Annotated in this window: 15 protein-coding genes and 1 rRNA gene; 12 read left to right on the top strand and 4 right to left on the bottom strand. The window is 72.0% G+C overall.

Going from position 1 to position 22,575, the window contains the following annotated elements:
* A 5S ribosomal RNA gene (gene rrf / locus AB0F10_RS32320) occupies positions 1-88 on the top strand; the annotation flags it as partial.
* Positions 89-200: 112 nt separating this feature from the next.
* Here rrf and AB0F10_RS32315 read toward each other — a convergent pair.
* Positions 201-998 carry a hypothetical protein gene (locus AB0F10_RS32315; protein WP_360633642.1) on the bottom strand — a complete coding sequence of 266 codons (798 nt, stop codon included), beginning with the start codon at positions 996-998 and terminating at the stop codon, positions 201-203.
* A gap of 81 nt (positions 999-1,079) precedes the next feature.
* Here AB0F10_RS32315 and AB0F10_RS32310 point away from each other — a divergent pair, with 81 nt between their 5' ends.
* From AB0F10_RS32310 to AB0F10_RS32300, 3 genes are read left to right on the top strand one after another with little or no spacing between them, the layout of a single operon-like run.
* A complete protein-coding gene (locus AB0F10_RS32310; RefSeq protein ID WP_360633639.1) occupies positions 1,080-3,719 on the top strand; it encodes a valine--tRNA ligase in 2,640 nt (879 codons plus the stop codon).
* On the top strand, positions 3,716-5,041 hold the full coding sequence (locus AB0F10_RS32305; protein ID WP_360633636.1) for a folylpolyglutamate synthase/dihydrofolate synthase family protein: 1,326 nt from the start codon (positions 3,716-3,718) through the stop codon (positions 5,039-5,041). The genes AB0F10_RS32310 and AB0F10_RS32305 overlap by 4 nt, the downstream gene beginning before the upstream one ends.
* Complete coding sequence (locus AB0F10_RS32300; RefSeq protein ID WP_360633633.1) at positions 5,038-5,433, top strand: DUF4233 domain-containing protein; 396 nt, start codon at positions 5,038-5,040, stop codon at positions 5,431-5,433. The genes AB0F10_RS32305 and AB0F10_RS32300 overlap by 4 nt, the downstream gene beginning before the upstream one ends.
* A 129-nt stretch (positions 5,434-5,562) precedes the next feature.
* Here the strand turns inward: AB0F10_RS32300 and AB0F10_RS32295 are convergent, their stop codons facing one another.
* On the bottom strand, positions 5,563-9,021 hold the full coding sequence (locus AB0F10_RS32295; RefSeq protein ID WP_360633630.1) for a VOC family protein: 3,459 nt from the start codon (positions 9,019-9,021) through the stop codon (positions 5,563-5,565).
* A gap of 168 nt (positions 9,022-9,189) precedes the next feature.
* Here AB0F10_RS32295 and ndk point away from each other — a divergent pair, with 168 nt between their 5' ends.
* A complete protein-coding gene (gene ndk, locus AB0F10_RS32290) occupies positions 9,190-9,612 on the top strand; it encodes a nucleoside-diphosphate kinase (RefSeq protein ID WP_360633627.1) in 423 nt (140 codons plus the stop codon).
* Here ndk and AB0F10_RS32285 read toward each other — a convergent pair.
* Positions 9,609-10,049, bottom strand: coding sequence for a carboxymuconolactone decarboxylase family protein (locus tag AB0F10_RS32285; RefSeq protein ID WP_360633625.1), 441 nt, complete (start codon positions 10,047-10,049; stop codon positions 9,609-9,611). The genes ndk and AB0F10_RS32285 overlap by 4 nt on opposite strands.
* 417 nt (positions 10,050-10,466) lie before the next feature.
* Here AB0F10_RS32285 and ileS point away from each other — a divergent pair, with 417 nt between their 5' ends.
* Both ileS and AB0F10_RS32275 read left to right on the top strand, forming a co-directional pair.
* Entirely contained in the window at positions 10,467-13,583 is a 3,117-nt protein-coding gene (ileS, locus tag AB0F10_RS32280; protein ID WP_360633621.1) for an isoleucine--tRNA ligase, read from the top strand.
* A 146-nt stretch (positions 13,584-13,729) separates the two neighbouring features.
* Complete coding sequence (locus AB0F10_RS32275; RefSeq protein ID WP_360633618.1) at positions 13,730-14,422, top strand: lysophospholipid acyltransferase family protein; 693 nt, start codon at positions 13,730-13,732, stop codon at positions 14,420-14,422.
* 27 nt (positions 14,423-14,449) lie between these two features.
* Here the strand turns inward: AB0F10_RS32275 and AB0F10_RS32270 are convergent, their stop codons facing one another.
* The gene (locus tag AB0F10_RS32270; RefSeq protein ID WP_360633615.1) at positions 14,450-15,589 is read right to left on the bottom strand and encodes a hypothetical protein; all 1,140 of its coding nucleotides are present in this window, start codon (positions 15,587-15,589) and stop codon (positions 14,450-14,452) included.
* Between the two features lie 201 nt (positions 15,590-15,790).
* On the opposite strand from AB0F10_RS32270, the gene AB0F10_RS32265 reads away from it, so the two are divergent.
* The 5 genes from AB0F10_RS32265 (at position 15,791) to AB0F10_RS32245 (ending at position 22,322) form a co-directional block, all read left to right on the top strand.
* Complete coding sequence (locus tag AB0F10_RS32265) at positions 15,791-16,582, top strand: alpha/beta hydrolase (RefSeq protein WP_360633612.1); 792 nt, start codon at positions 15,791-15,793, stop codon at positions 16,580-16,582.
* A gap of 4 nt (positions 16,583-16,586) precedes the next feature.
* Complete coding sequence (locus AB0F10_RS32260) at positions 16,587-19,094, top strand: SpoIIE family protein phosphatase (RefSeq protein WP_360633609.1); 2,508 nt, start codon at positions 16,587-16,589, stop codon at positions 19,092-19,094.
* Complete coding sequence (locus tag AB0F10_RS32255; protein ID WP_360633606.1) at positions 19,091-19,438, top strand: STAS domain-containing protein; 348 nt, start codon at positions 19,091-19,093, stop codon at positions 19,436-19,438. Before AB0F10_RS32260 ends, AB0F10_RS32255 begins: the two co-directional genes overlap by 4 nt.
* Before the next feature lie 124 nt (positions 19,439-19,562).
* Entirely contained in the window at positions 19,563-21,515 is a 1,953-nt protein-coding gene (locus AB0F10_RS32250; RefSeq protein ID WP_360633603.1) for a TIGR03960 family B12-binding radical SAM protein, read from the top strand.
* Between the two features lie 72 nt (positions 21,516-21,587).
* Positions 21,588-22,322 carry a TIGR03936 family radical SAM-associated protein gene (locus AB0F10_RS32245; protein ID WP_360633600.1) on the top strand — a complete coding sequence of 245 codons (735 nt, stop codon included), beginning with the start codon at positions 21,588-21,590 and terminating at the stop codon, positions 22,320-22,322.
* Positions 22,323-22,575 lie beyond the last annotated feature (253 nt).

The following is a 22,575-nucleotide window of genomic DNA, read 5'->3' as shown; positions in this document are numbered from 1 at the left end:
CGGTCTCATTCCGAACCCGGAAGCTAAGCCCTCCAGCGCCGATGGTACTGCACTCGGGAGGGTGTGGGAGAGTAGGACACCGCCGGACTTAACGTGATAGGAAAGGCCCACCCCTAACAGGGGTGGGCCTTTTCTGTATCCGCATATAGAAAGGCCCACCCGCCGCCGGGTGGGCCTTTTCTGTTGGTCGGGGCGCCGGCTCAGTCGCGTTTCTGGGCCACGGAGCGGATGCCCTCGAACAGGGTTGCCGCGTCGGCCTCGGTGCGGCCGGGGAACATCGCGAGCGCGAGGCTGCCGTGATCGGCCCAGCCGCACACCGGCATGTCCGCGCCGTCGGACCTGGTCGTGCCGCACTTCATCGTGCCGCCGAGCGGGCCGGCCGGAACGTCGTGAAGTCCGGTCACCGCACCCTGCTCGTCCGCGATCAGGCCGAACGCCGTATCCAGGTCGTTCTCCGGCGTCCAGATCAGCGTGGTGCCGCCGAAGAAGAGCACGTCCTTGCCGGATTCGTCGGTCAGCACCACCCCGACCGCGTCGTCGAGTTCGACCTCGGCCGACAGCGCCGTCTGCAGATAGTCGCCCGTCGCCCGGCCGTCCTCGCTGTTGTCGAGCGTCAGCCCGGCGATCTTCGCGGGCACGGCGAGGGTGGCGTCCTTCTGCGAGGCGATGCGCCAGCCGGCGTACCCGATGACCGAGGCGCCCGCCAGACCAACCGCGAGCAGCGAGCTCAGCACGATGGTCCTGGTCCGCGACCGCGGCCGGGAGACCTCCTGCTCGGCCGGCTCGGTCAGCATAAACGGCTCGGGCGCGATCTCCACCGGCTCCGTCCCGGTCTGCGCCAAGGCCTCGGGAGCGGTCTCTGCGGGGTCCGTCGTGCTCCGGGTGAAGGACTCGGAGATGCGCTCTGCCGGGCCCGTCTCGGTCTGGGTGAACGGCTCGGGAGTGATCTCTACCGGGTCCGCCTCGATGCGTGGCGGATCGCCAGGGCGTTCGGACATCGTGCGAGCGTAACAACCGGTTATCCACAGGCGGGCCGGTGCGATAGCAAGCCACCCAAGCGGGCTCCGTAGACTTGTCGGGTGAGCGAAGCAGCCGAGACCCGTACCCCCGACAGCCGGCCCACCGGTGGCCTTTCCGCCCAGTACCAACCGGGCGAGGTAGAGCAGCGGCGGTATGAGAACTGGGTATCTGCGGGCTACTTCACGGCGGACCCGGCAAGCGACAAGCCGCCCTTCTCGATCGTGATCCCGCCGCCGAACGTGACCGGCTCCATGCACGTCGGCCACGCCCTCGAGCACACGATCATGGATACCCTCAGCCGCCTCAAGCGGATGCAGGGCTACGAGGTGCTGTGGCTGCCGGGCATGGACCACGCCGGCATCGCCACGCAGAACGTCGTCGAGCGCCAGCTTGCCGCGCAGCAGCTCTCCCGGCACGACCTGGGCCGCGAGGCCTTCGTCAAGAAGGTCTGGGACTGGAAGGCCGAGTCCGGTGGCGCGATCACCGGCCAGATGCGCCGGCTGGGCGACTCCGTCGACTGGAGCCGCGAGCGTTTCACCATGGACGAGGGCCTGTCGCACGCCGTGCAGACCATCTTCAAGCGGCTCTACGACGACGGGCTCATCTACCGGGCCGAACGCATCATCAACTGGTGCCCGCGCTGCCTGACCGCGCTCAGCGACATCGAGGTGGAGCACTCCGACGATGACGGTGAGCTCGTCTCCATCCGATACGGCGACGGCGCCAACTCGATCGTGGTCGCCACCACCCGGGCCGAGACCATGCTCGGTGACACCGCCGTCGCCGTGCACCCCGACGACGAGCGCTACCGGCACCTGATCGGCACCGAGGTGGAGCTGCCGCTCACCGGCCGGCGCATCCCGATCGTGGCCGACGAGCACGTCGACCCCAGCTTCGGCACCGGCGCGGTCAAGGTGACCCCGGCGCACGACCCGAACGACTTCGAGATCGGCCGCCGGCACAACCTGCCCAGCATGACGATCATGGATGAGCGTGCGGTGGTCACCGTGCCCGGGCCGTTCGAGGGTCTCGACCGCTACGAGGCCCGGCCCGCCGTCGTGGCCGCGCTGCGCGCGGACGGGCGGATCGTCGCCGAGAAGCGGCCCTACCAGCACTCGGTCGGCCACTGCTCCCGGTGCAAGACGACGGTGGAGCCGCGCCTGTCGCTGCAGTGGTTCGTCAACACCGGGCCGCTCGCGAAGGCCGCCGGCGACGCCGTGCGGGACGGCCGGGTGGCGATCGAGCCCCCCGAGCTGGCCAAGCGCTACTTCGCGTGGGTCGACAACATGCACGACTGGTGCATCTCCCGCCAGCTGTGGTGGGGCCACCGCATCCCGGTCTGGTACGGCCCGGCCGGCGAGGTCGTCTGCGTCGGACCCGACGACGAGCCGCCGTCCGGCGAGGGCTGGACGCAGGACGAGGACGTGCTCGACACCTGGTTCTCGTCCGGGCTGTGGCCGTTCTCCACGATGGGCTGGCCGGAGCAGACCGAGACGCTGGCCAAGTTCTATCCGACCAGCGTCCTGGTCACCGGCTACGACATCCTCTTCTTCTGGGTCGCCCGGATGATGATGTTCGGCCTCTACGCGATGGACGGCGTGCAGCCGTTCAACGTGGTGGCGCTGCACGGCCTGGTCCGCGACGCGCACGGCAAGAAGATGTCCAAGTCGTTCGGCAACGCGGTCGACCCGCTGGACTGGATCGACCGTTACGGCGCCGATGCCACCCGCTTCACCCTGGCCCGCGGCGCGAACCCCGGCTCGGACGTGCCGATCAGCGAGGAGTGGTGCCAGGGCTCCCGCAACTTCTGCAACAAGCTGTGGAACGCCACCCGCTTCGCGCTCATGAACGGCGCGACGGTCGAGGGTGAGGTGCCGGCCACGAGTGAGCTGTCGGCCGTCGACAAGTGGATCCTGTCCCGGCTTCAGCACGTCATCGCCGAGGTCGACGAGCAGTTCGCCACGTACGAGTTCGCGAAGGCCTGCGACACCCTGTATCACTTCGCGTGGGACGACGTCTGCGACTGGTACCTCGAACTCAGCAAGCCGGTCCTGGCCACCGACGGCCCCGAGGCCGCCCGGTCGCGCCGGGTGCTCGGGCACGTGCTCGACCAGCTGCTGCGACTGCTGCATCCGGTGATCCCGTTCGTCACCGAGGAGGTCTGGGCGGTGCTGACCGGCGCCGAGACGCTCGTCACGGCCGCCTGGCCGGTCGCCGACCAGGCCCGCATCGACGATGGGGCCGAGGACGAGCTGGCCGCGCTGCAGAAGGTCGTCACCGAGGTGCGGCGCTTCCGGTCGGACCAGGGCCTGCGCCCGAGCCAGCGGGTCAGCGCGGCCCTGACCGGCCTCGGCAACGTCGGCATCGACGTGCACGAGCCGCTGATCCGCTCGCTGGCCCGGCTCGACGCGCCCGGCGCCGACTTCTCCGCCACGGCGACCCTCGCGGTCACCGGCGGCATCACCGTCGATCTCGACACCCGCGGCACCATCGACGTCGCGGCCGAACGGGCCCGCCTGGACAAGGACCGCGCCGCCGCCGAGAAGGAGGCGGCACAGTGCCGCGCCAAGCTCGACAACGACGCGTTCGTGGGCAAGGCACCCGAGCAGGTGGTCGCGAAGATCAAGGATCGGCTGGCGACCGCCGAGGCCGACCTGGCGAGAATCGCCGCGGCCCTGACCGCGTTGCCGGCCAAATGAGCACCTATGAAGAGGTGATCGCCGCGCTGGACGGGCGCGGCTTCACCCGCATGGCCTTCGACCTGCAGAAGATCCGTGACCTCATGGACGTGCTCGGCTCTCCGCAGCGGGCCTATCCGTCGATCCACCTCACCGGGACGAACGGCAAGACGTCGACGGCCCGGATGATCGACGGCCTGCTCCGTGCGCACGGACTGCACACCGGCCGCTACACCAGCCCGCACCTGGAGACCGTCCGGGAGCGGATCAGCCTGGACGGCGAGCCGGTCACCGAGGAGCGGCTCACCGCCGTCTACGACGAGATCGCGCCGCTCGCCGACCTCATCGACAAGCAGGTCGCGGAGCCGCTCACCTACTTCGACATGACCACGGCGATGGCGTACGCGACGTTCGCCGACGCCCCCGTCGACATCGCGGTGGTGGAGGTCGGCCTCGGCGGCGAGGAGGACGCGACCAACGTCATCGAGGCCGGCGTCTGCGTCATCACCCCGATCGGGCTCGATCACACCGAGTGGCTCGGCGACGCGATCGAGGACATAGCCTGGGCCAAGGCCGGCATCATCCACCAGGGTGCCACCGTGATCACCGCGCTACAGACCGAGGACGCCATGCGGCCGCTGCTGGAGCGTTCCGCTCAGGTGGGCGCGACCGTGGCCCGCGAGGGCAGCGAGTTCGGCGTCATCCGGCGCGACCAGGCGGTCGGCGGCCAGGTGCTCACCCTGCAGGGGCTCGGCGGCGTTTACGACGAGGTGTTCCTGCCTCTCTTCGGCGCGCACCAGGCGCAGAACGCGGCCCTCGCGCTCGCCGCCGTCGAGGCGTTCCTCGGCGCGGGACCCGAAAAGCAGCTCGATCCGGAAATCGTCCGCGAGGGACTCGGCGGCGTCGACTCACCGGGCCGGCTCGAGCGGGTACGCAGCGCTCCCACGATCCTGCTCGACAGCGCGCACAACCCGCACGGCATGGCGGCGACCGTGCGCGCCCTCGAAGAGGAGTTCGCGTTCCGCCACCTGGTCGCCATCGTCGCGGTGCTCGGTGACAAGGACGTGTCCGGCCTGCTCGAGCTGCTCGAGCCGGTCGCGGCCCGGCTGGTGGTGACGCAGAACAGCTCACCGCGGTCAATGCCGGTCGACGAGCTGGCCGAGCTGGCGATCGACATCTTCGGCGAGCACCGGGTGACCGTCACGCAGACGATGCCGGACGCGATCGAGGAAGCGGTCGTCCTGGCCGAGGAGGATACCGACGGTGAGCACAGCGGGGTTGCCGTGCTGATCACCGGCTCGGTCGTGACCGTCGCCGACGCGAGGAAGCTGCTGAAGAAATGACAACGCCGCCACCCGAGCCGGTCTCGCCGGCCCCGGTCGACGGGGACGCGCCGCGGCGCTCCGGGCTGCGCAACCCCGAGGCGGCGGTGCGGGGGCTCGGGGCGGGCACGCTCGCCCTGGAAGCAATCGTGCTGCTGCTGGCGATCCAGCCGATCCGCCTTGCCGGCGGTGACCTCAGCGGCTGGGGCGTCGGCGTGGTGGTGGCGCTGGCGGTGCTGGCGGCGGTGCTGGCCGGCAGCATGCGCCGCTCATGGGCCTGGCACGCGGGATCGGTGCTGCAGGTCCTGCTGCTGGCGTCGGGCCTGCTGCACTGGTCGCTGGCGGCGCTGGGCCTGATCTTCGGCGCGGCCTGGATCTACGCGACCTCGGTCCGCCGCAAGATCCTGGGCTGACGCTCACCCGGCAGTGGGGCCGCCGATATCGGCGGCCCGCGCCGGCGCGGGCTTCCCCGGCGCGGGTTTCCCCGGCGCGCGTCGAGGGGCGCGCCGGGGGCTTCTGGGTGTGGGCGTGTGGCGTTGGTGTCAGCGGATCGCTCGCCACTGGGTGATGGCGATGTTGTGCTCGTCGGGGTCGTGGAACGACGCCGCCCACAGCTCCAGCTTGCCGCCGCGGTTTACCGGGCGGGGGCCGTGTACGAACGTCACGCCCTTGCGCATCAGCTCCTCGTATACCGCTTCCACGTCGCCTACCTCGAGGTTCAGGTAGATCAGGCGGCCGGCGACGGACGACAGGTCGTGCACCTTGCGCAGGACCAGCCGGGTGTCTCCCGAGGCGAGCACGGCGCTGGTCGTGCCCGCGTCGATCTCGTGGAAGCCGAGCATCTCGCGGTAGAACTTCACCGAGCGTTCGAGGTTGGTGACCAGGACCGTGATGCCTACGCCGTGGATCGCGCCTGCCGGGCCCGGGCGGGCGCTCGGGTAGGCGGTGATCAGGTCGTCGGCGCGTTCGTCCGGTTCGAAGCCGCCCTCGAGATCTGACCAGGGGCCGTTGGCGCGCCTTGTCGCACCGCGCGGGGACCTGCCGGCGGCGGCGCCCGGCGATGCGCTGGGCGCCGGGCGGTAGATCGGCGCGGGAGCGGGGTCCGTGGCGGCGGCCGGGGCCGCTCCGAAGGCCGCGGCCGGGGTTGGGGCCGGGATGGGGCCGGACGCGGGCCTCGGGACCCAGGCGGTTGAGGACGACGGTCCGGGGCTCGGCGGCGCGCTCTCGGTGCGTGCCGGGGACGGCGACGGGCCGGGACGCGGGGGTGAGGCCTCGGCACGGGGTGCGGGGGCGGGCCCCGGGGACCACGTCGCAGGCCGGGCGGTGGAAGGCGCCGGGCCGGGACCTGACGGCGGGGCCTCGGCGCGTGTGGTGGAGGGTGCGGGGCTTGGACCCGGGGCCTCGGCACGTGTGGCGGAGGGCACTGGACCCGAACGGGGCATCTCGGCGCCGGCTGTGGATAAGGGCGGGCCTTGGGCCTCGGCGCGTGTTGCGGAGCGTGCCGGGTTTGGGGCCTCGGTACGTGCTGTGGAGGCCGTGGGGCTTGGACTCGAGGCCTCGGCAGGTCGCGCTGGGCTCGGGCTCGGGGCCTCGGCACGGGGCGCTGGGCTCGGGGCCTCGGCACGGGGCGCTGGGCTCGGGGCCTCGGCACGGGGCGCTGGGCTTGGACGAGGGGCCTCGGCACGTGCTGTGGTGGGCGCCGGGTCGGGGGCCGGGGCTTCGGCCGGGATCGTGGGTGACGCCGGGCCGGGTGCCGGGGACGACATACCGGCACGGGCGGTATGGGGCGCAGGTGCCGAGCCTGCCGCACGCGTGGCGCGTGGATCGCCGACGGGCGGGCCTGAGGCGGCTCCCCGGGTCGGGCGGGCACCGGGGTCACCGTCGGCGCCAGGGGCGGAGCCGGCGGGCGTTGCGGCGGCGGGCGTTGCGGCGGCGGTCGGGGGCGGGGGCGGGGGCGGGACTGTCGCCGGGTCCCGGCGGGCGGGCGGGACGGTCGTCGAGCGGGTGTCGCGGGCGCTCCCGGCTCCGGCGGTCTCCTCGGCTGGGGGCGGCTCGGGGTCTTCGTGCTTCCTGCCGCGCAGGGCATGGCCGAACGCCGCTATTCCGGCGACTACCGCGGCCGCTGCCGCCGGCAGGCCGGTTGAGCTCCCGGCTGCGGTCTTCTGCCGCCCGCCGTGATGCGGGCTCTCCTCCGCCGCGGACGCATCGGCCCCGCCGGAGGCGGCGTCGTCGGCCGATGCCGGGGTGGGCGAGGTGGAGGGGGGCTTCCGGTCGCCTGGTGGGGGACCTGCGGTTGCCGGAGCCGGTGGTGGCGGAGTTGCGGATGACGGAGCAGGTGAGGGCCCGGGGGTTGTCCGGTCGTCGTCGGCACTGCGGCGGGGCTGCGGGCGGGACCGGGTCTCGGCAGCCGGCTCCTTCTCCGCGCCGGCTGCGGAGCGCGCGGGACCGGCCTCGGCGCGATCCGCGGACCCCGGCCTGCTCGTAGCAGGAGCGCCTGCGCCGGTGGCGGCAGCAGGGGCGGCAGCGGGCTTGGGCCGAGGTGTGGCATCCGGAGCGGGCCCGGAGGGAGCCGGCGTGGAATCCGCGGATGCCTGGCGCTCGCGGACCTGCCACGGGGGCGGTTCCAGGTCGCCGAGCAGGTCGTCGTCGGCGGATTTCGCGGCGCGGGGCGGTGGGGCGGTCATGCGGGGCGGGGGAGGGCCGGCGTCCGCGGCGGCGGCGGTCGGTGCCTCGGCGTCGAGGATCCGGGCGGCGCGCTCGTCCGGGTGCGCATCCTCGCCAGGCTGATCCTCCGCGACCGGGGGTGCGATCAGGCCGCTCGCCATCGCCGAGCGGGCCCGCGGCCCGTCCTCGGGTGCCGGTTCCGGGTCGCCGTGGAGCGCCAGGTCGATCTCGGGATCGCGGCCGGCCGGGGGGTCGGTCTCCGGGTGCTCGTCGAGCGGAATATCGATCTCCGGCTCCCCGCCCGCGGTCGTGGCGTCAGCGTCGGGCGGCACCGGAGCCGCTGCGGGAGTCGCTGGGGATGCGGGCGGGGCGGAGCGCTGGGTGGGCGCTGGGGGCGGTGCCTGCTCTGCCTCTTGGGGGGTGGACGCCTGGGGGAAGCCGGTAGCCGCTTGCGGAGTGGTGGCCGCTGCGGTTGTCGGCTCGGTGAGCGTATCTGGATCGAGGGTTGTCGTTGATTGTGGTCTTGGCCGGGGGTGGGGTGCGGTGCCGGACGGGCGTGGCGGGGCGGCCGTGGCGGTCCGGGCGCGTTGCGGAAGCGGGGCGCTGTAGTCGAAGTCCGGCTCCACCAGCTGGCCCTCGACGATCGGGCCGCCGGGTGCGTCGCGGACGATCACCGGCGGCGGGATCGAGTCGTCCGGTTCGGCGGGGCGGGGCGGGGGCGGGATCTCGTCGTCCAGGTCGCCCGTTCGCGGTGCCGGCGGGGGCGGCGGGGGCTCGTCCGGTGCGCGGCCCCACTGGCGGTCGCGGGTCGCCCACGGCGGTGGTGCGGGTTCGCCGCCCAGCAGGTCGTCGTCGGGGAGGTCCTCCTCGTAGTACATGGGCGGGGGGTTCAGGGTCGCCTCGTGGGTGTCCGCCTCGTCCCAGTTGATGCGGACCCGGCGCATGTCGTCGACGTCGACCGTCACCGGCAGGGTGTCGCCGACGTGCGGCCACTTCGTCACCGGGACCCGGGGGTCGCGGACGGTCACCTCGGAGGTCGGCAGGCCCGGCGCCACGATCACGATCTGCAGCTCGGCGCGGCCGTAGATCGACGTGGCCGGGGGGTCCGACACCGCCTTGACCTGCGCGGTTCCCGCCACCCAGGCGCGGGCGCCGCGGCGCACGACGTTGACCATGCCGACGCCGATCGCGAGCGCCAGCATCGCCACCCCCAGCGCGACGATCGCCCAGCTCGACATGCCGAGGCCGAACAGCATCACGAAGACCGCGATGGTGCCGATGACGGCGGCAACGAGCTTGCGGGCAGGAGCGATCGGCCGGCCGTTCTGGTTCGCCACTGTGGACCTCCTGGGTTACCAGTCAGGTTACGTAGCCGCGACCGCCCGTGGAAAGTGCGCTACCGGGCGGTTGCCGCTCGCGCCCCGGGCGGTACCGATAGGCTGACATCCCGGTGTACCGACACCGGCGTGTCGACTTGCCCATGCCATGACCAGGAGGATCTTCCGTTGTCCACCGCCATCCCCGCCGAGCGCACGCTCGTGCTCGTCAAGCCCGATGCGCTGCGCCGCGGCCTCCTCGGTGAGATCATCGGCCGGTTCGAGCGCAAGGGCCTCACGGTCGACGCGCTGGTCGTGCGCACGATGGACGAGGAGCTCGCCGACCAGCACTACGCCGAGCACGTGGAACGGGACTTCTACCCGCCGCTCAAGAAGTTCATGACCAGCGGGCCGCTCGCCGCCCTGGTCCTGTCCGGCGACGAGGTCATCGCCGTCGTGCGCGCACTGGTCGGCGCCACCGACGGGCGCAAGGCCGCCGCGGGGACGATCCGCGGCGACCTCTCGCTGTCGAACCGGGAGAACCTGGTGCACGCCTCCGATTCACCCGACAGTGCGAAGCACGAGCTCGCGCTCTGGTTCCCCGAGCTCTAAGCCTCTGCGGGCGGCTGGTTGCGGGTGGCGATCGAGAGCCGGTTCCAGACGTTGATCGTGGCGATCGCCACCAGCAGGTTGCCCAGTTCCTCCTCGGTGAACGCCTTGGCCGCCGGCTCCCAGACCTCGTCCGGGACGCCGTGCTCGCCGAGGCGGGTCACCGAGTCGGTCAGGGCCAGGGCCGCCCGCTCCCGCTCGGTGAAGAACGGCGCGTCGTGCCAGGCCGCCACGGCGAAGAGCCGGCGGCTCGACTCGCCCTGCTCGAGCGCCTCGCGGCTGTGCATGTCGGTGCAGAACGAGCAGCCGTTCACCATCGAGGCGCGCAACTTGATCAGCTTGTAGAGGGTCGGGTCGACGTTGTCGTGGCAGTACTTCTCCATGCCGTACACCGCGCGGTATGCGCCGGGTGCCACGCGGTCGATCGCCAAGCGGGGCATTTCTCCTCCTAGTGGTCGTTACCCCAGCATGACGAGACAGCGTTCGAGAATGTGACAGGATTCGGCCCTCGCCGGCCGGCCGGCGGATCGGCCGGCGCTCACCCACGGCGTCCAGTCCGGCGACGCCACCGCCGACTCCGCGATCGCTCTGGAGCACGACCCTGCCCGCCCCGCGTTAGGGCCCGCCGGGCGACGGCCGGTATCGTTGGGTGTTCAGGCACTGATCCGGCCATCACCGGGGAGTCTCCGGAAGAACGGGCGTTCCCCGCCTCATTAGAACCGGACGGTCGCGGTCCGTCACAGCCGCCGAACGAGCGGGCGTCGCGAAAGCGAGGTCAAGCGAGGTGGTACCGCGGGCCGTCACGGCTCGTCCTCGCAGTCCACGACGAGTGAACTGCACGAGGAGAGCGACCACCGATGGCCTATCCCAAGCACACCTCCGCGACGGGCGTGCCCGCGAGCCCCGATCTGCCCGCCGTCGAGCGGGCGGTGCTCGATCACTGGGCCGCCGACAAGACGTTCGAGGCCAGCGTCGACGCGCGCCCGGCCGGGCACAACGGCTCCAACGAGTACGTCTTCTACGACGGCCCGCCGTTCGCCAACGGGCTGCCGCACTACGGCCACCTCTTCACCGGCTACGTCAAGGACCTGGTGCCGCGCTACCAGACGATGCGCGGCCGGCGCGTCGAGCGGCGGTTCGGCTGGGACACGCACGGGCTGCCCGCCGAGGTCGAGGCCGAGAAGCAGCTTGGCATCACCACGAAGGCGCAGATCCTCGAGCTGGGCGTCGACAAGTTCAACGCCGCCTGCCGCGACTCGGTCCTCGCCTACACCAAGGACTGGGAGCGGTACGTCACGCGCCAGGCCCGCTGGGTCGACTTCGGCAACGACTACAAGACCCTCGACCCGGACTACATGGAGTCCGTGATGTGGGCCTTCAAGACCCTGCACGACAAGGGGCTGGTCTACGAGGGCTTCCGGGTGCTCGCGTACTGCTTCCGGTGCGAGACGCCGCTGTCCAACACCGAGACCCGGATGGACGACGTGTACCGGGACCGGACCGATCCCGCCGTCACCGTCTGGTTCACCCTGGACACCGGCGAGAAGATCGGGGTCTGGACCACCACGCCGTGGACCCTGCCGTCGAACCTCGCGCTCGCCGTCGGCCCGGACATCGAGTACGCCGTCCTCGAGCACGACGGCCAGCGCTACATCGTCGGCGCTTCGCGCGTCTCCGCGTACGCGAAGGAGCTCGAGGGTTTCGAGCAGGTCGGCACCGTCCTGGGCCGGGACCTGGTGGGCCGGCGTTACACGCCGCTGTTCGACTTCCTGGTCGAGCAGGGCGGCCCGAACGCGTTCCAGGTGCTCGGCGCGGACTATGTCACCACCGAGGACGGCACCGGGGTCGTGCACCAGGCGCCCGCGTTCGGCGAGGACGACCAGAACGTCTGCAACGCGGCCGGGATCCCGACCGTGGTGACCGTCGACGAGCACACCCGGTTCACCTCGCTGGTGCCGGCGTTCGAGGGCCTGCAGGTCTTCGAGGCGAACAAGCCGGTGCTGCAGGCGCTGCGGGAGCAGGGCGCGGTGCTGCGGCTCGACCAGTACACCCACTCCTACCCGCACTGCTGGCGCTGCGACACCCCGCTGGTCTACAAGGCCGTGTCGTCGTGGTTCGTCGCCGTCAGCCGGTTCCGGGACCGGATGGTCGAGCTCAACCAGGAGATCACCTGGACGCCGGCGCACATCAAGGACGGCTCGTTCGGCAAGTGGCTGGCCAACGCCCGCGACTGGTCGATCAGCCGAAACCGGTTCTGGGGCTCGCCGATCCCGGTGTGGAAGTCCGACGACCCGAACTACCCGCGGGTCGACGTGTACGGCTCGCTCGCCGACATGGAGCGCGACTTCGGCGTCGCCGTGACCGACCTGCACCGGCCGTACGTCGACGAGCTGACCCGCCCCAACCCGGACGATCCGACCGGCAGGTCGACGATGCGCCGGGTCCCCGAGGTGCTCGACTGCTGGTTCGAGTCCGGCTCGATGCCGTTCGCGCAGGTGCACTACCCGTTCGAGAACAAGGACTGGTTCGAGCACCACTACCCGGGCGACTTCATCGTCGAGTACATCGGCCAGACCCGCGGCTGGTTCTACACCATGCACGTGCTGGCCACGGCGCTGTTCGACCGGCCGGCGTTCCGCAACTGCCTCAGCCACGGCATCCTGCAGGGCGCCGACGGCCGCAAGATGTCCAAGAGCCTGCGCAACTACCCGGACGTGTACGAGGTCTTCGACTCGCACGGCTCGGACGCCATGCGCTGGATGCTCATGTCGTCGCCGGTGCTGCGCGGCGGGGACATGCCGGTGACCGAGACGGCGATCCGCGACTCGGTGCGCCAGGTGCTGCTGCCGCTCTGGAACGTCTGGTACTTCTTCAGCCTGTACGCCAACGCCGCGGGGCACTCCGCGACGCTGCGTACCGACTCGACCCACCTGCTGGACCGCTACATCCTGGCCAAGACCGCCGAGCTCGTCTCGGACACCACCCGGCAGCTGGACGAGTACGACATCTCGGGCGCGGCCGGGTCGGTGCGCTCGTACCTGGACGCGCTGACCAACTGGTACGTGCGCCGCTCCCGGGACCGCTTCTGGGCCGGCGACGCCGACGCGTTCGACACCCTGGCGACCGTGCTCGAGACCCTCTGCCGGGTGGTGGCGCCGCTCGCGCCGCTGACCGCCGAGGAGATCTGGCGCGGCCTGACCGGCGAGCGTTCGGTGCACCTGACCGACTGGCCCGAGGCCGGCGTGTTCCCCGCCGACCACGACCTGGTCGCGTCCATGGACGCGATCCGCGAGGCGGCGTCCGCGGCGCTCTCGATGCGCAAGGCCAAGGCCCTCCGGGTACGGCTGCCGCTGGCCAAGCTGACGGTGGCCAGCCCCGACGCCGACGCCCTGCGCCCGTTCGCCGACCTGCTGGCGGACGAGGTCAACGTCAAGGCGGTCGAGCTGAGTGCGGACCTCACCGCGTACTCGCGGCAGGTGCTGACCGTGGTGCCGCGCGCCCTCGGCCCGCGGCTGGGCAAGCAGGTCCAGGTGGTCATCAAGGCCGTCAAGGCCGGCGACTGGGAGCTGGTCGACGGCGCGCCGGTCGCGGCCGGCGTCGTCCTTCAGGAGGGCGAGTACGAGCTCAAGCTCGTCGCCGCCGACGCGGAGAACTCGGCGCCGCTGCCCGCCGGGCGCGGCGTGGTGGTGCTCGACACCGAGGTCACGCCCGAGCTCGCCGCCGAGGGGCTGGCCCGCGACGTGATCCGGGTGGTGCAGCAGGCCCGCCGCGATGCCGGGCTGGACGTGTCGGACCGGATCTCGCTGCTCGTCGGCGCCCCGCCGGCGGTCGCGGCGGCGGTCGAGACGCACCGGGACTTCGTCGCGGCGGAGACGCTTGCCACATCGCTGGCGCTCGACCCGGCGGCGACCGGCTTCAGCGGGGAGGTCGGCGACGGCGAGGCGGTGACGGTGTCGGTCACCCGCGCGGTGTGATCTTGTCGCCGGTCGGCTCGGGATCTACCGCTTCGTAGGTAAATGCCGAGCCGGACGGCGGCCAGCCGGACAGGGGTTTTCCGGCCGGTTTCCGATAACCTCGAACCGCCCCCTCATTTTCTGAAAGTCCCCGCCGGAGGAACACGTTGCCGCTGCTCTACTCAATCGGCAAGATCACTGTCGGTAAAGCGATGACACTCGGCTGGCGGCCGCACGTCGAAGGTCTCGAGCACATTCCCGCGACCGGCGGCGCGATCTTCGCCGGCAACCACCTGTCCGTCGCCGACGAGCTGTTCCTCGGCGCCGTGGTGCCCCGCCACATCGCGTTCTGGGCCAAGGCCGAGTACTTCCGCGGCGGCGGCATCGGCGGCAACGTCACCAAGTTCGTGATGGAGGGGCTCGGCGCGATCAAGGTCGAGCGTGGCGGCGGCCGCGCGGCGCTGGCCGCCTTCGACGGCGCGATCCCGGTGCTCAAGGCCGGCGACATGGTCGCCGTCTACCCCGAGGGCACCCGCTCGCCGGACGGCCGGCTCTACCGCGGGCGTACGGGCGTGGCCCGGCTCGCCGTCGCGGCCGGCGTGCCGATCATCCCGGTCGGCATGCTCGGCACCGAGAAGGTGCAGCCGATCGGCCAGCGCCTGCCCCGGCCCGCGCAGGGCAAGGTCACGATCAAGTTCGGTGCGCCGATCTCGACGGCCGGCCGCAGCGACGACCGCACCGCGCTGCGCACGCTGACCGACGAGGTCATGGCCGAGATCCAGAAGCTCACCGGCCAGGAGTACGTGCCCCGCTACGCCCCGCCGCGCGCCGAGGCGCCGGAAGCGACGCCGGAGGCCTAGTCAGCCCGGGTGCTCACCCGCCGGGTGTTACCGGCGGGTGAGCACCGAGCTGCGCACCACACCCGTGAGTTCCGCGCTCTCCGCGACGGACCGCCGGGTGAACAGCACCGTGCCGAGGCTGCCGTGGTCGGCCCAGGCGCAGACGACGACCGCCTTGCCGCCCGAGCGCCCGACGCCGCAGCGCTCGTGCAGGCCGGTCTCGCCCAGGTCGTACGGCTCGATGTCCTTGATGCGGTAGCCGTCCGTCAGGTGCGCGATCTCGGCCTCGACGTCGTCCTTCGGCGCGAGCCGCAGCCCCGTCGTGCCGAAGACGGTCACCTTCTTGCCGCTGCCGTCGGTGTAGATCCCGGCGAAGACGTCTCCCTGCACCAGGCTGGTGTCGCGCAGCTCCTCGGTGAGCCGCTCGGCGGCCCGGCGGCTCGCGCCGTCGTCGCGCAGGTTCAGGTCGGCTATCGCCGGCGGCAGGTAGGCCGAGACCGGGTACTGGTTGGCCGCCGGCCAGGCCAGGTAGCCGGGCACGCCGCAGCAGCAGACCAGGCCGACGAGGCCGAACTGGAACAGCCGGCGGGGCCAGCGGCGCTTGCGGCGCGGCGCCGGCGGGCGGCCCTGCACCGGGGGCCTCGGCGGCGGCGGTGGTGGTGTGGGTAGCCGGGGCTGCACCGGGAGGCGGTTGGCCGGGGCGGCCGGCGTCTTCTTGTCGCGGCCCCAGCGGCGCCGGGCGGGCGCGGGCGGCGGACCCACGACGGCGGGCACCGGCACTGGCGCGGGTGGCGCGGCCGCCGGCGGGTGCTCGGTGCGGGTGGGCGGGAGCGGCGGTTCGAACCGGGTCGGCGGCAGGGCCGATTGGTCGCCGGTCGGCGGAAGGGGCGATCCGACGGCGGTCGGCGGCATCGCCTCCGGGAACGGGAGCTCGGCCTGCCAGGGGGTGTCCTGGTCGGCCCACGGATCCACCGCGGGGGTGGCCGGCCAGTCGTCGCGGCCGGCCCAGGGGTCGGCCGGCGGCGGCGGTCCCTGCTCCGGGCGGCGACGCGACCACCAGGGCCGCCTGGGCACGTGCGGCGGCACGGCCGCGGACCCGCTCCACCGGGCCTGCTCGGTGCCCTCGGCCGGGGTCGGCTCGTCCGGGGCGGGCCCGGCGGCCGGCTTCTCCGGCTGCTGGTCGGCCATCCTCGGTCTCCTTCCACCGCTCGTACCGAGCCGTCGCGTCGATCGCCTTCCGGGGTCTTCCGCCAGGTTAGAGCCGGTCCGCCACCTCCTCGGTGTCGGTCGAATCACCCGATCAATGAGGGTCATTCGCGAACGACGCACACGGGGGGCGATGTGCGGGACGGTCCGGAGTCGTATGGTGACCCGGGTGGTGAGCGGTAGATGAATACGACTCAGCGAAACGCGGTATCCGTGATCGGGCGGGCGCAGGCGCGGCCGATCGTGTTCGCACACGGCTACGGCTGCGACCAGAACATGTGGCGCTACGTCGCCCCGGCGTTTCAGGACGACCACCGGGTGGTTCTCTTCGACCACGTCGGCGCGGGCCGTTCCGACCTGAGCGCCTACGACGACGAGCGTTACTCCACTCTCGACGGCTACGCGAGCGACGTCCTGCAGATCCTGCACGAACGTGACCTGCACGACGTCGTCTTCGTCGGCCATTCGGTCAGCGCGATGATCGGCGTGCTCGCCGCGATCCGCGAGCCCGAGCGCTTCGCCAAGCTGGTCCTGATCGGACCGTCGCCGTGCTACATCGACGACGGCGACTACGTGGGCGGCTTCGGCAAGAACGACATCGAGCAGCTGCTGGAGTCACTCGACAGCAACTACCTCGGCTGGTCGAGCGCGATGGCGCCGGTCATCATGGGCAATCCCGACCGGCCCGAGCTCGGCGCCGAGCTGACCAACAGCTTCTGCGCCACCGATCCGGAGATCGCCAAGAAGTTCGCGCACGTGACGTTCATGTCGGACAACCGGGCGGACCTGGCGAAACTCCGTACGCCGGCGCTGATCCTGCAGTGCACCGACGACGTCATCGCGCCCGCGGTCGTCGGCGACTATGTCCACGAGCAACTCGTGGGGAGCACACTGGTGGTCATGAATGCGACCGGCCACTGCCCTAATCTCAGCGCTCCCGCCGAGACGGTCGCCGCGATCAGGGCCTACCTGTAACCCGATGACGGACAGCGGTGACGGCGGACCGGACGTGACGCAGGATGTCCAGGTGCCCTGGGAGGAAGACCCCGGGGACCTCTACGACAACGCACCGTGCGGATACCTGACGACCCTGCCCGACGGCACGATCGTGAAGGTCAACGAGACGTTCCTGGACTGGACCGGCTACGAACGCCGCTCGCTGGTCGGCCGGCGGCGCTTCCGCGACCTGCTCAGCCCCGGCGACAAGATCTATTACGAGACCCACTACGCGCCGCTGCTGAGCATGCAGAACGACGTGCACGAGGTGGCCTTCGACCTGGTCTGCGCCGACGGCCGCCGGCTGCCGATCCTGGCCAACTCCGCCCTGGGCCGGGACCCGGCGGGGCTGCCGCGGGTGATCCGCACCACGATCTTCAACGCCACCGAGCGCCGCGGGTATGAAAAGGAACTGCTCGCCGCCCGCCGCGCCGCCGAGGCCTCCGAGCGGCGGGTGCGGGTGCTGCAGGAGATAGTGGCCGACCTGGCGGCGGCGCCGACCGAGGCCGACGTCGCCGAGGCGGTCGTCCGGGCGCCGGCGCCGGCCTTCGGCGCGAGCTCGGCGACGGTCTGGCTGTCCGATCCCGACCGCGACCAGCTGACCGCGATCGCGTGCACCGACCCCGCGGGCCCCGCCCGCGACGACGTCCCGCGCGGCTCGTCGCGGGCCGTCGCCGAGGTGGCCCGGCGCGGCGACCTGCACGTGATCGGCTCGATCGAGGAGGCCGAGGAGCACTTCCCGGATCTGGCGGCGGCGATGCGCCGCGACCGCCGTGGCACCGCGGTGCTGCTGCCGCTGACCGCCTCCGCCGCCGAGGATCAGGCCGGCGTCGAGGTGCTCGGCGTGCTCGGGTTCGACTTCGTCGAGCAGCGCGAGCTCACCGACAGCGAGCTGCGGGTGGTCCGGCTGCTCGGGCACCAGGCCGGGCAGGCGCTCGACCGGGCCCGGCTCTACGACGACCTCGGGCGGCGCGAGATCCGGTCCATCTTCCTCGCGGAGACGACCCGGGCCCTGGAGGTCGTGCCCCGGCTGATGCCCCGGGCCCGCCGGCTGATCGAGCGCATGGTGCCGGAGATGGCCGAGTGGGCCGAGGTGCGGCTGCACGTCGGCCCCGCGGGGCTGCTCGCCGACGCCGGCGGACCGGCACCCGATCCGGACCGGCTGGACGAGCGGATCGTCGAGGTCCTCGCGAGCGGTCAGACGCAGCTGACCGACGACAAGGGTCCCGACCCGGACTGCGCGGTGCTGCCGCTGGTGGCGAACGGCAAGGTGTTCGGCACCCTCGCGCTGCGGATGGCGCCGGGCCGGCGCACGGCCGTCACCGAGGCGGTCTTCCTGGCCGCCCTGGCCGACCGGGCCGCGCTGGCGCTGGAGAACGCCCGCCTCTACGAGCAGCAGCGGGCCATCGCCCGGACCCTGCAGCGCAGCCTGCTCGCCAACGACCTGCCCTCGGACCCCCGGTTCGCGGTCGAGACCCACTACCAGGCCGCCGCGCACGACCTCGAGGTCGGCGGCGACTGGTTCGACGCCTTCCTGATCACCCCGGACAAGCTGGCCGTCGTCGTCGGCGACGTGGTCGGGCGTGGCATCGACGCGGCCACCACCATGGGCCAGCTGCGCAGCGCCATCCGGGCGCTGGCCTCGGCCGAGGCCGGGCCGGCGCGGCTGCTCGAGCGCCTGGACCGGTTCGTCGAGCGGGTCGAGTCCGCCCGGATGGCGACGGTGGCCTACGCGGAGGTCGACCTGTCGACCAACGAGATGACCTACGCCTGCGCCGGGCACGTGCCGCCGCTGCTCGCGGAGCCGGGCGGGCCGCCGCGCTACCTGCTCGACGCCCGCTCCGGCGCGCTGGGATCGCGCGCCGGGCGCAGCATGCGGCTGGAGCACCGCACCCGCCTCCCGGCCGGCAGCCGGCTGCTGCTCTACACCGACGGCCTCATCGAGCGGCGCAACCGCGGCATCGACGCCGGCTTCGAGGTGCTCGCCCGGGCCTACGCCGGGCGCCGCGACTCGCCGCTGCCCGGACTGGCCGCCGGCCTGGCGGACTTCCTCGTCGGCCGCGAGCACGCCGACGACGTCTGCCTGCTCTGCCTCTCGATCGGCGTCGAGGAGCGGCTGGAGCGCTCGATCGGCGCGGACCCGCTGCAGATCGCGCTGCTGCGCAAGGACCTGCGCGGCTGGCTGATCGCGAACGACGTCGACGACGACAGCACCCAGGCGGTCCTGCTGGCCTGCTCGGAGGCGGTGGCCAACGCGATCGAGCACGGCTACCGCGACGACCCGTTCGGGATCGTCGAGGTGGTCGCCGCGGTCTCGCCGCAGGCCGTCGAGGTGCGCGTCCGCGACCAGGGCCAATGGCGGGCCACCAACGCCGACACCGCCCGCGGCCGCGGGCTCAAGCTCATTCGTCAGGTGATGGACCACGCGTCGTTCGACCACGACGAGGGCACCACGGTGACGATGCGGCGTAATCGCCGGGAGGCGCGATGACGACCGATCAGTGGGTGACCTTCACCAAGGTGGGCACGGTCGATCTGGTCCGGCTGGCCGGCGAGATCGACCTGGCCAACGCGCCCGAGATCGGCCGCGAGATCGTCCGGCAGACCGGGCACGCGGGCGCGGTGCTGATCGATCTGACCGCGGTCTCGTTCCTGGACAGCGCGGGTGTGCGGCTGCTGGACGGGCTGGTCGGCGACCTCGATGATCAGGGCACCCCGATCCGGTTCGTGGTGGGCGCGACCGGCCCCGCGCGGATGACGCTGCAGCTGTGCGCGTTCCGTGATGATCTCCTGGCAACCGACCTCGATCGGGCCGCGAGCGAATTGGCACCCTGAGCCGCGTACCCTGGTGCCCCATGAGCAAGCTTGCGAGCGGGTCGCCGACTCCGCGCGCGGCGAGCGATCATCAACTCGGCGCGCGACGGATGTCATCGCCGGAGCGCCGGCGGAGGCGATGGGCATGAGTGTGAATTCGGTTTTTCCCCAGCTTGAGCAGCTGCTGCCCCAGGTCAGCAAGCCTATCCAGTACGTGGGTGGCGAGCTCGGGGTCGTCGTGAAGGACTGGGACGCGACCACCGTGCGGTGGGCCCTGATGTATCCCGACGCCTACGAGGTCGGCCTGCCCAACCAGGGCGTCCAGATCCTCTACGAGGTGCTCAACGAGCAGAGCGACGTGCTCGCGGAGCGCACCTACGCGGTCTGGCCGGACCTCGAGGCGCTGATGAAGCAGAACGGCGTGCCGCAGTTCACCGTCGACGCGCACCGGCCGGTCCGGGCCTTCGACGTGCTGGGCCTGTCGTTCGCCACCGAGCTGGGCTACACGAACATGCTGTCGGCCCTCGACCTGGCGCAGATCCCGCTGATGAGCGCGGACCGCGACGAGAGTCACCCGATCGTGCTCGCCGGCGGGCACGCCAGCTTCAACCCGGAGCCGATCGCCGACTTCATCGACGCCGCCGTGCTCGGCGACGGCGAGGAGGCGGTCCTCGAGATCACCGGCATCATCCGGGACTGGAAGGCCGAGGGCTGCCCGGGCGGCCGCGACGAGCTGCTGCTGCGGCTGGCGCGCACCGAGAGCATCTACGTACCCCGGTTCTACGACGTCGACTACCTGCCCGACGGGCGCATCCAGCGCGTCGTGCCGAACCGCCCGGACGTGCCGTTCCGGGTGCACAAGCGCACGACCATGGACCTCGACGCCTGGCCGTACCCGAAGAAGCCGCTGGTGCCGCTCGCCGAGACCGTGCACGAGCGGTATGCGGTGGAGATCTTCCGTGGCTGCACCCGTGGCTGCCGGTTCTGCCAGGCGGGCATGATCACCCGCCCGGTCCGGGAGCGCTCGATCACCACCGTGGGGCAGATGGTCAAGGAGGGCCTGGAGTTCTCCGGCTTCTCCGAGGTCGGCCTGCTCTCGCTGTCGAGCGCGGACCACTCGGAGATCGGCGACATGTGCTCCGGCCTCGCCGAGCAGTACGCGGACACCAACGTCTCGCTGTCGCTGCCGTCGACCCGGGTGGACGCCTTCAACATCGACCTGGCGCAGGAGCTGTCCCGCAACGGGCGGCGTACCGGCCTGACGTTCGCGCCCGAGGGCGGCTCCGAGCGGATCCGCAAGGTCATCAACAAGATGGTGACCGAGGAGGACCTGATCCGGACGGTCGTCACGGCGTACTCGAACGGCTGGCGCAGCGTCAAGCTCTACTTCATGTGCGGCCTGCCCACCGAGACCGACGACGACGTGCTGCAGATCGGCCGGATGGCGCACGAGGTGATCAAGGCCGGCCGGGTCGCCACCGGCACCAAGGACATCAAGTGCACGGTCTCCATCGGCGCGTTCGTGCCCAAGCCGCACACCCCGTTCCAGTGGGCGGCGATGGAGCGGCCCGAGGTGATCGACAACCGGCTGCGGATGCTAAAGCAGGAGATCAACAGCGACCGGTCGCTGGGCCGGGCGATCGGCTACCGCTACCACGACGGCGAGCCGTCGCTGATCGAGGGCCTGCTGTCGCGCGGCGACCGCCGCGTCGGCGCGGTGATCCGGCGTGTCTGGGACAAGGGCCAGCGCTTCGACGGCTGGAGCGAGCACTTCTCGTACGCCCGCTGGGTCGAGGCCGCGGCCGAGACGCTGCCCGCCTTCGGCGTGGACCTGGACTGGTTCACCACCCGCGAGCGCGAGCAGCTCGAGGTGCTGCCCTGGGACCACCTGGACTCGGGCCTGGACAAGGACTGGCTCTGGCAGGACTGGCAGGACTCCAAGAGCGAATTCGAGCAGGACGACTGCCGCTGGACCCCGTGCTTCGACTGCGGTGTCTGCCCGTCGATGGACACCGAGATCCAGATCGGCCCCACCGGCAGGAAGCTGCTGCCGCTCACCCCGACGAACGGGCTGCGCCCCCCGGCTCACACGCACTGAGCTGCGCCGACCCGTAACCCCGTAGGAGACGTCATCGCCAAGAACCAGCCGGTCGGCGGCCAAGCCCCGGTCGTGCAGCGGATCCGCCTTCGCTACGCGAAGCGCGGGCCGCTGCGCTTCACCTCGCACCGGGACTTCGCCCGGGCGTTCGAGCGCGCGCTGCGCCGCGCCGCCGTGCCGATCGCCTTCTCCCAGGGCTTCACCCCGCACCCCAAGATCTCGTACGCGAGCGCGGCGCCGACCGGTGTCGGCAGCGAGGCGGAGTATCTGGAGATCGGGCTGCAGGCCGAGGTCGACCCGGCGGAGCTTCGGGTCGCGCTGGACGCCGCGCTCTCGCCCGGCCTGGACATCATCGACGCCGTGCTGGCGACCGAGGGCAGCCTCGCCGACCGGATCAACGCCTCCCGCTGGCTGATCGAGCTGCCCGGTGTCGAGCCGGCGGTCGCGCAGCAGGCCGTCGACGCCTTCCTGGCGGCGGAGGAAGTGCAGGTCGAGCGCATGACCAAGCAGGGCCGGCGCTCGTTCGACGCGAGGTCCGCGGTGACCGTCTTCGCTGTGAGCAAGCAGTCTGCCGCACCTTCCGAAGGCGCGGCCGCGCCGTGTGCGATAATCGACCTTGTCGTGCGGCAGGTTACGCCCGCCGTCCGACCCGATGACGTCCTTTCCGGCCTGCGCGTGGTGGCTGGCCTGGAGCCGCCGGTCCCCCCACGGGTGACTCGGCTGGCGCAGGGCACTCTCACGCCGCAGGGGGAGATAGTCGATCCGTTGGAAGCGGATCGCGAGGGCGCCACTATCGGAGGGCGCTGACCGCTTCGGGTCTGCGTCCGCGTTGGCAGACTTCGGCTGCCCGTCCGACTCGGTCGGGGCCGAAAAACTTGCGGCGACCCTGCGTGGCAGCGCTCACCCGCGCCCGGGGCCGCCAGAACTGGAGAGCGCCCCATGCTCGATAACGAGCCACAGGGCGGTGAACGGGACGGAGCCAACACTCCTCCCGTCGATGCCGCCGAGAGCACCGCACCCGTGCGCCGGACCCGTGCGCCGCGGCGCAAGGCGACGCCCG

The sequence above is a fragment of the Actinoplanes sp. NPDC026623 genome (assembly GCF_040638275.1).
Lineage (GTDB): Bacteria > Actinomycetota > Actinomycetes > Mycobacteriales > Micromonosporaceae > Actinoplanes.
The sequence above is the reverse complement of the archived record's forward strand: the minus strand, read 5'-3'. Positions and strand labels throughout refer to the sequence as shown.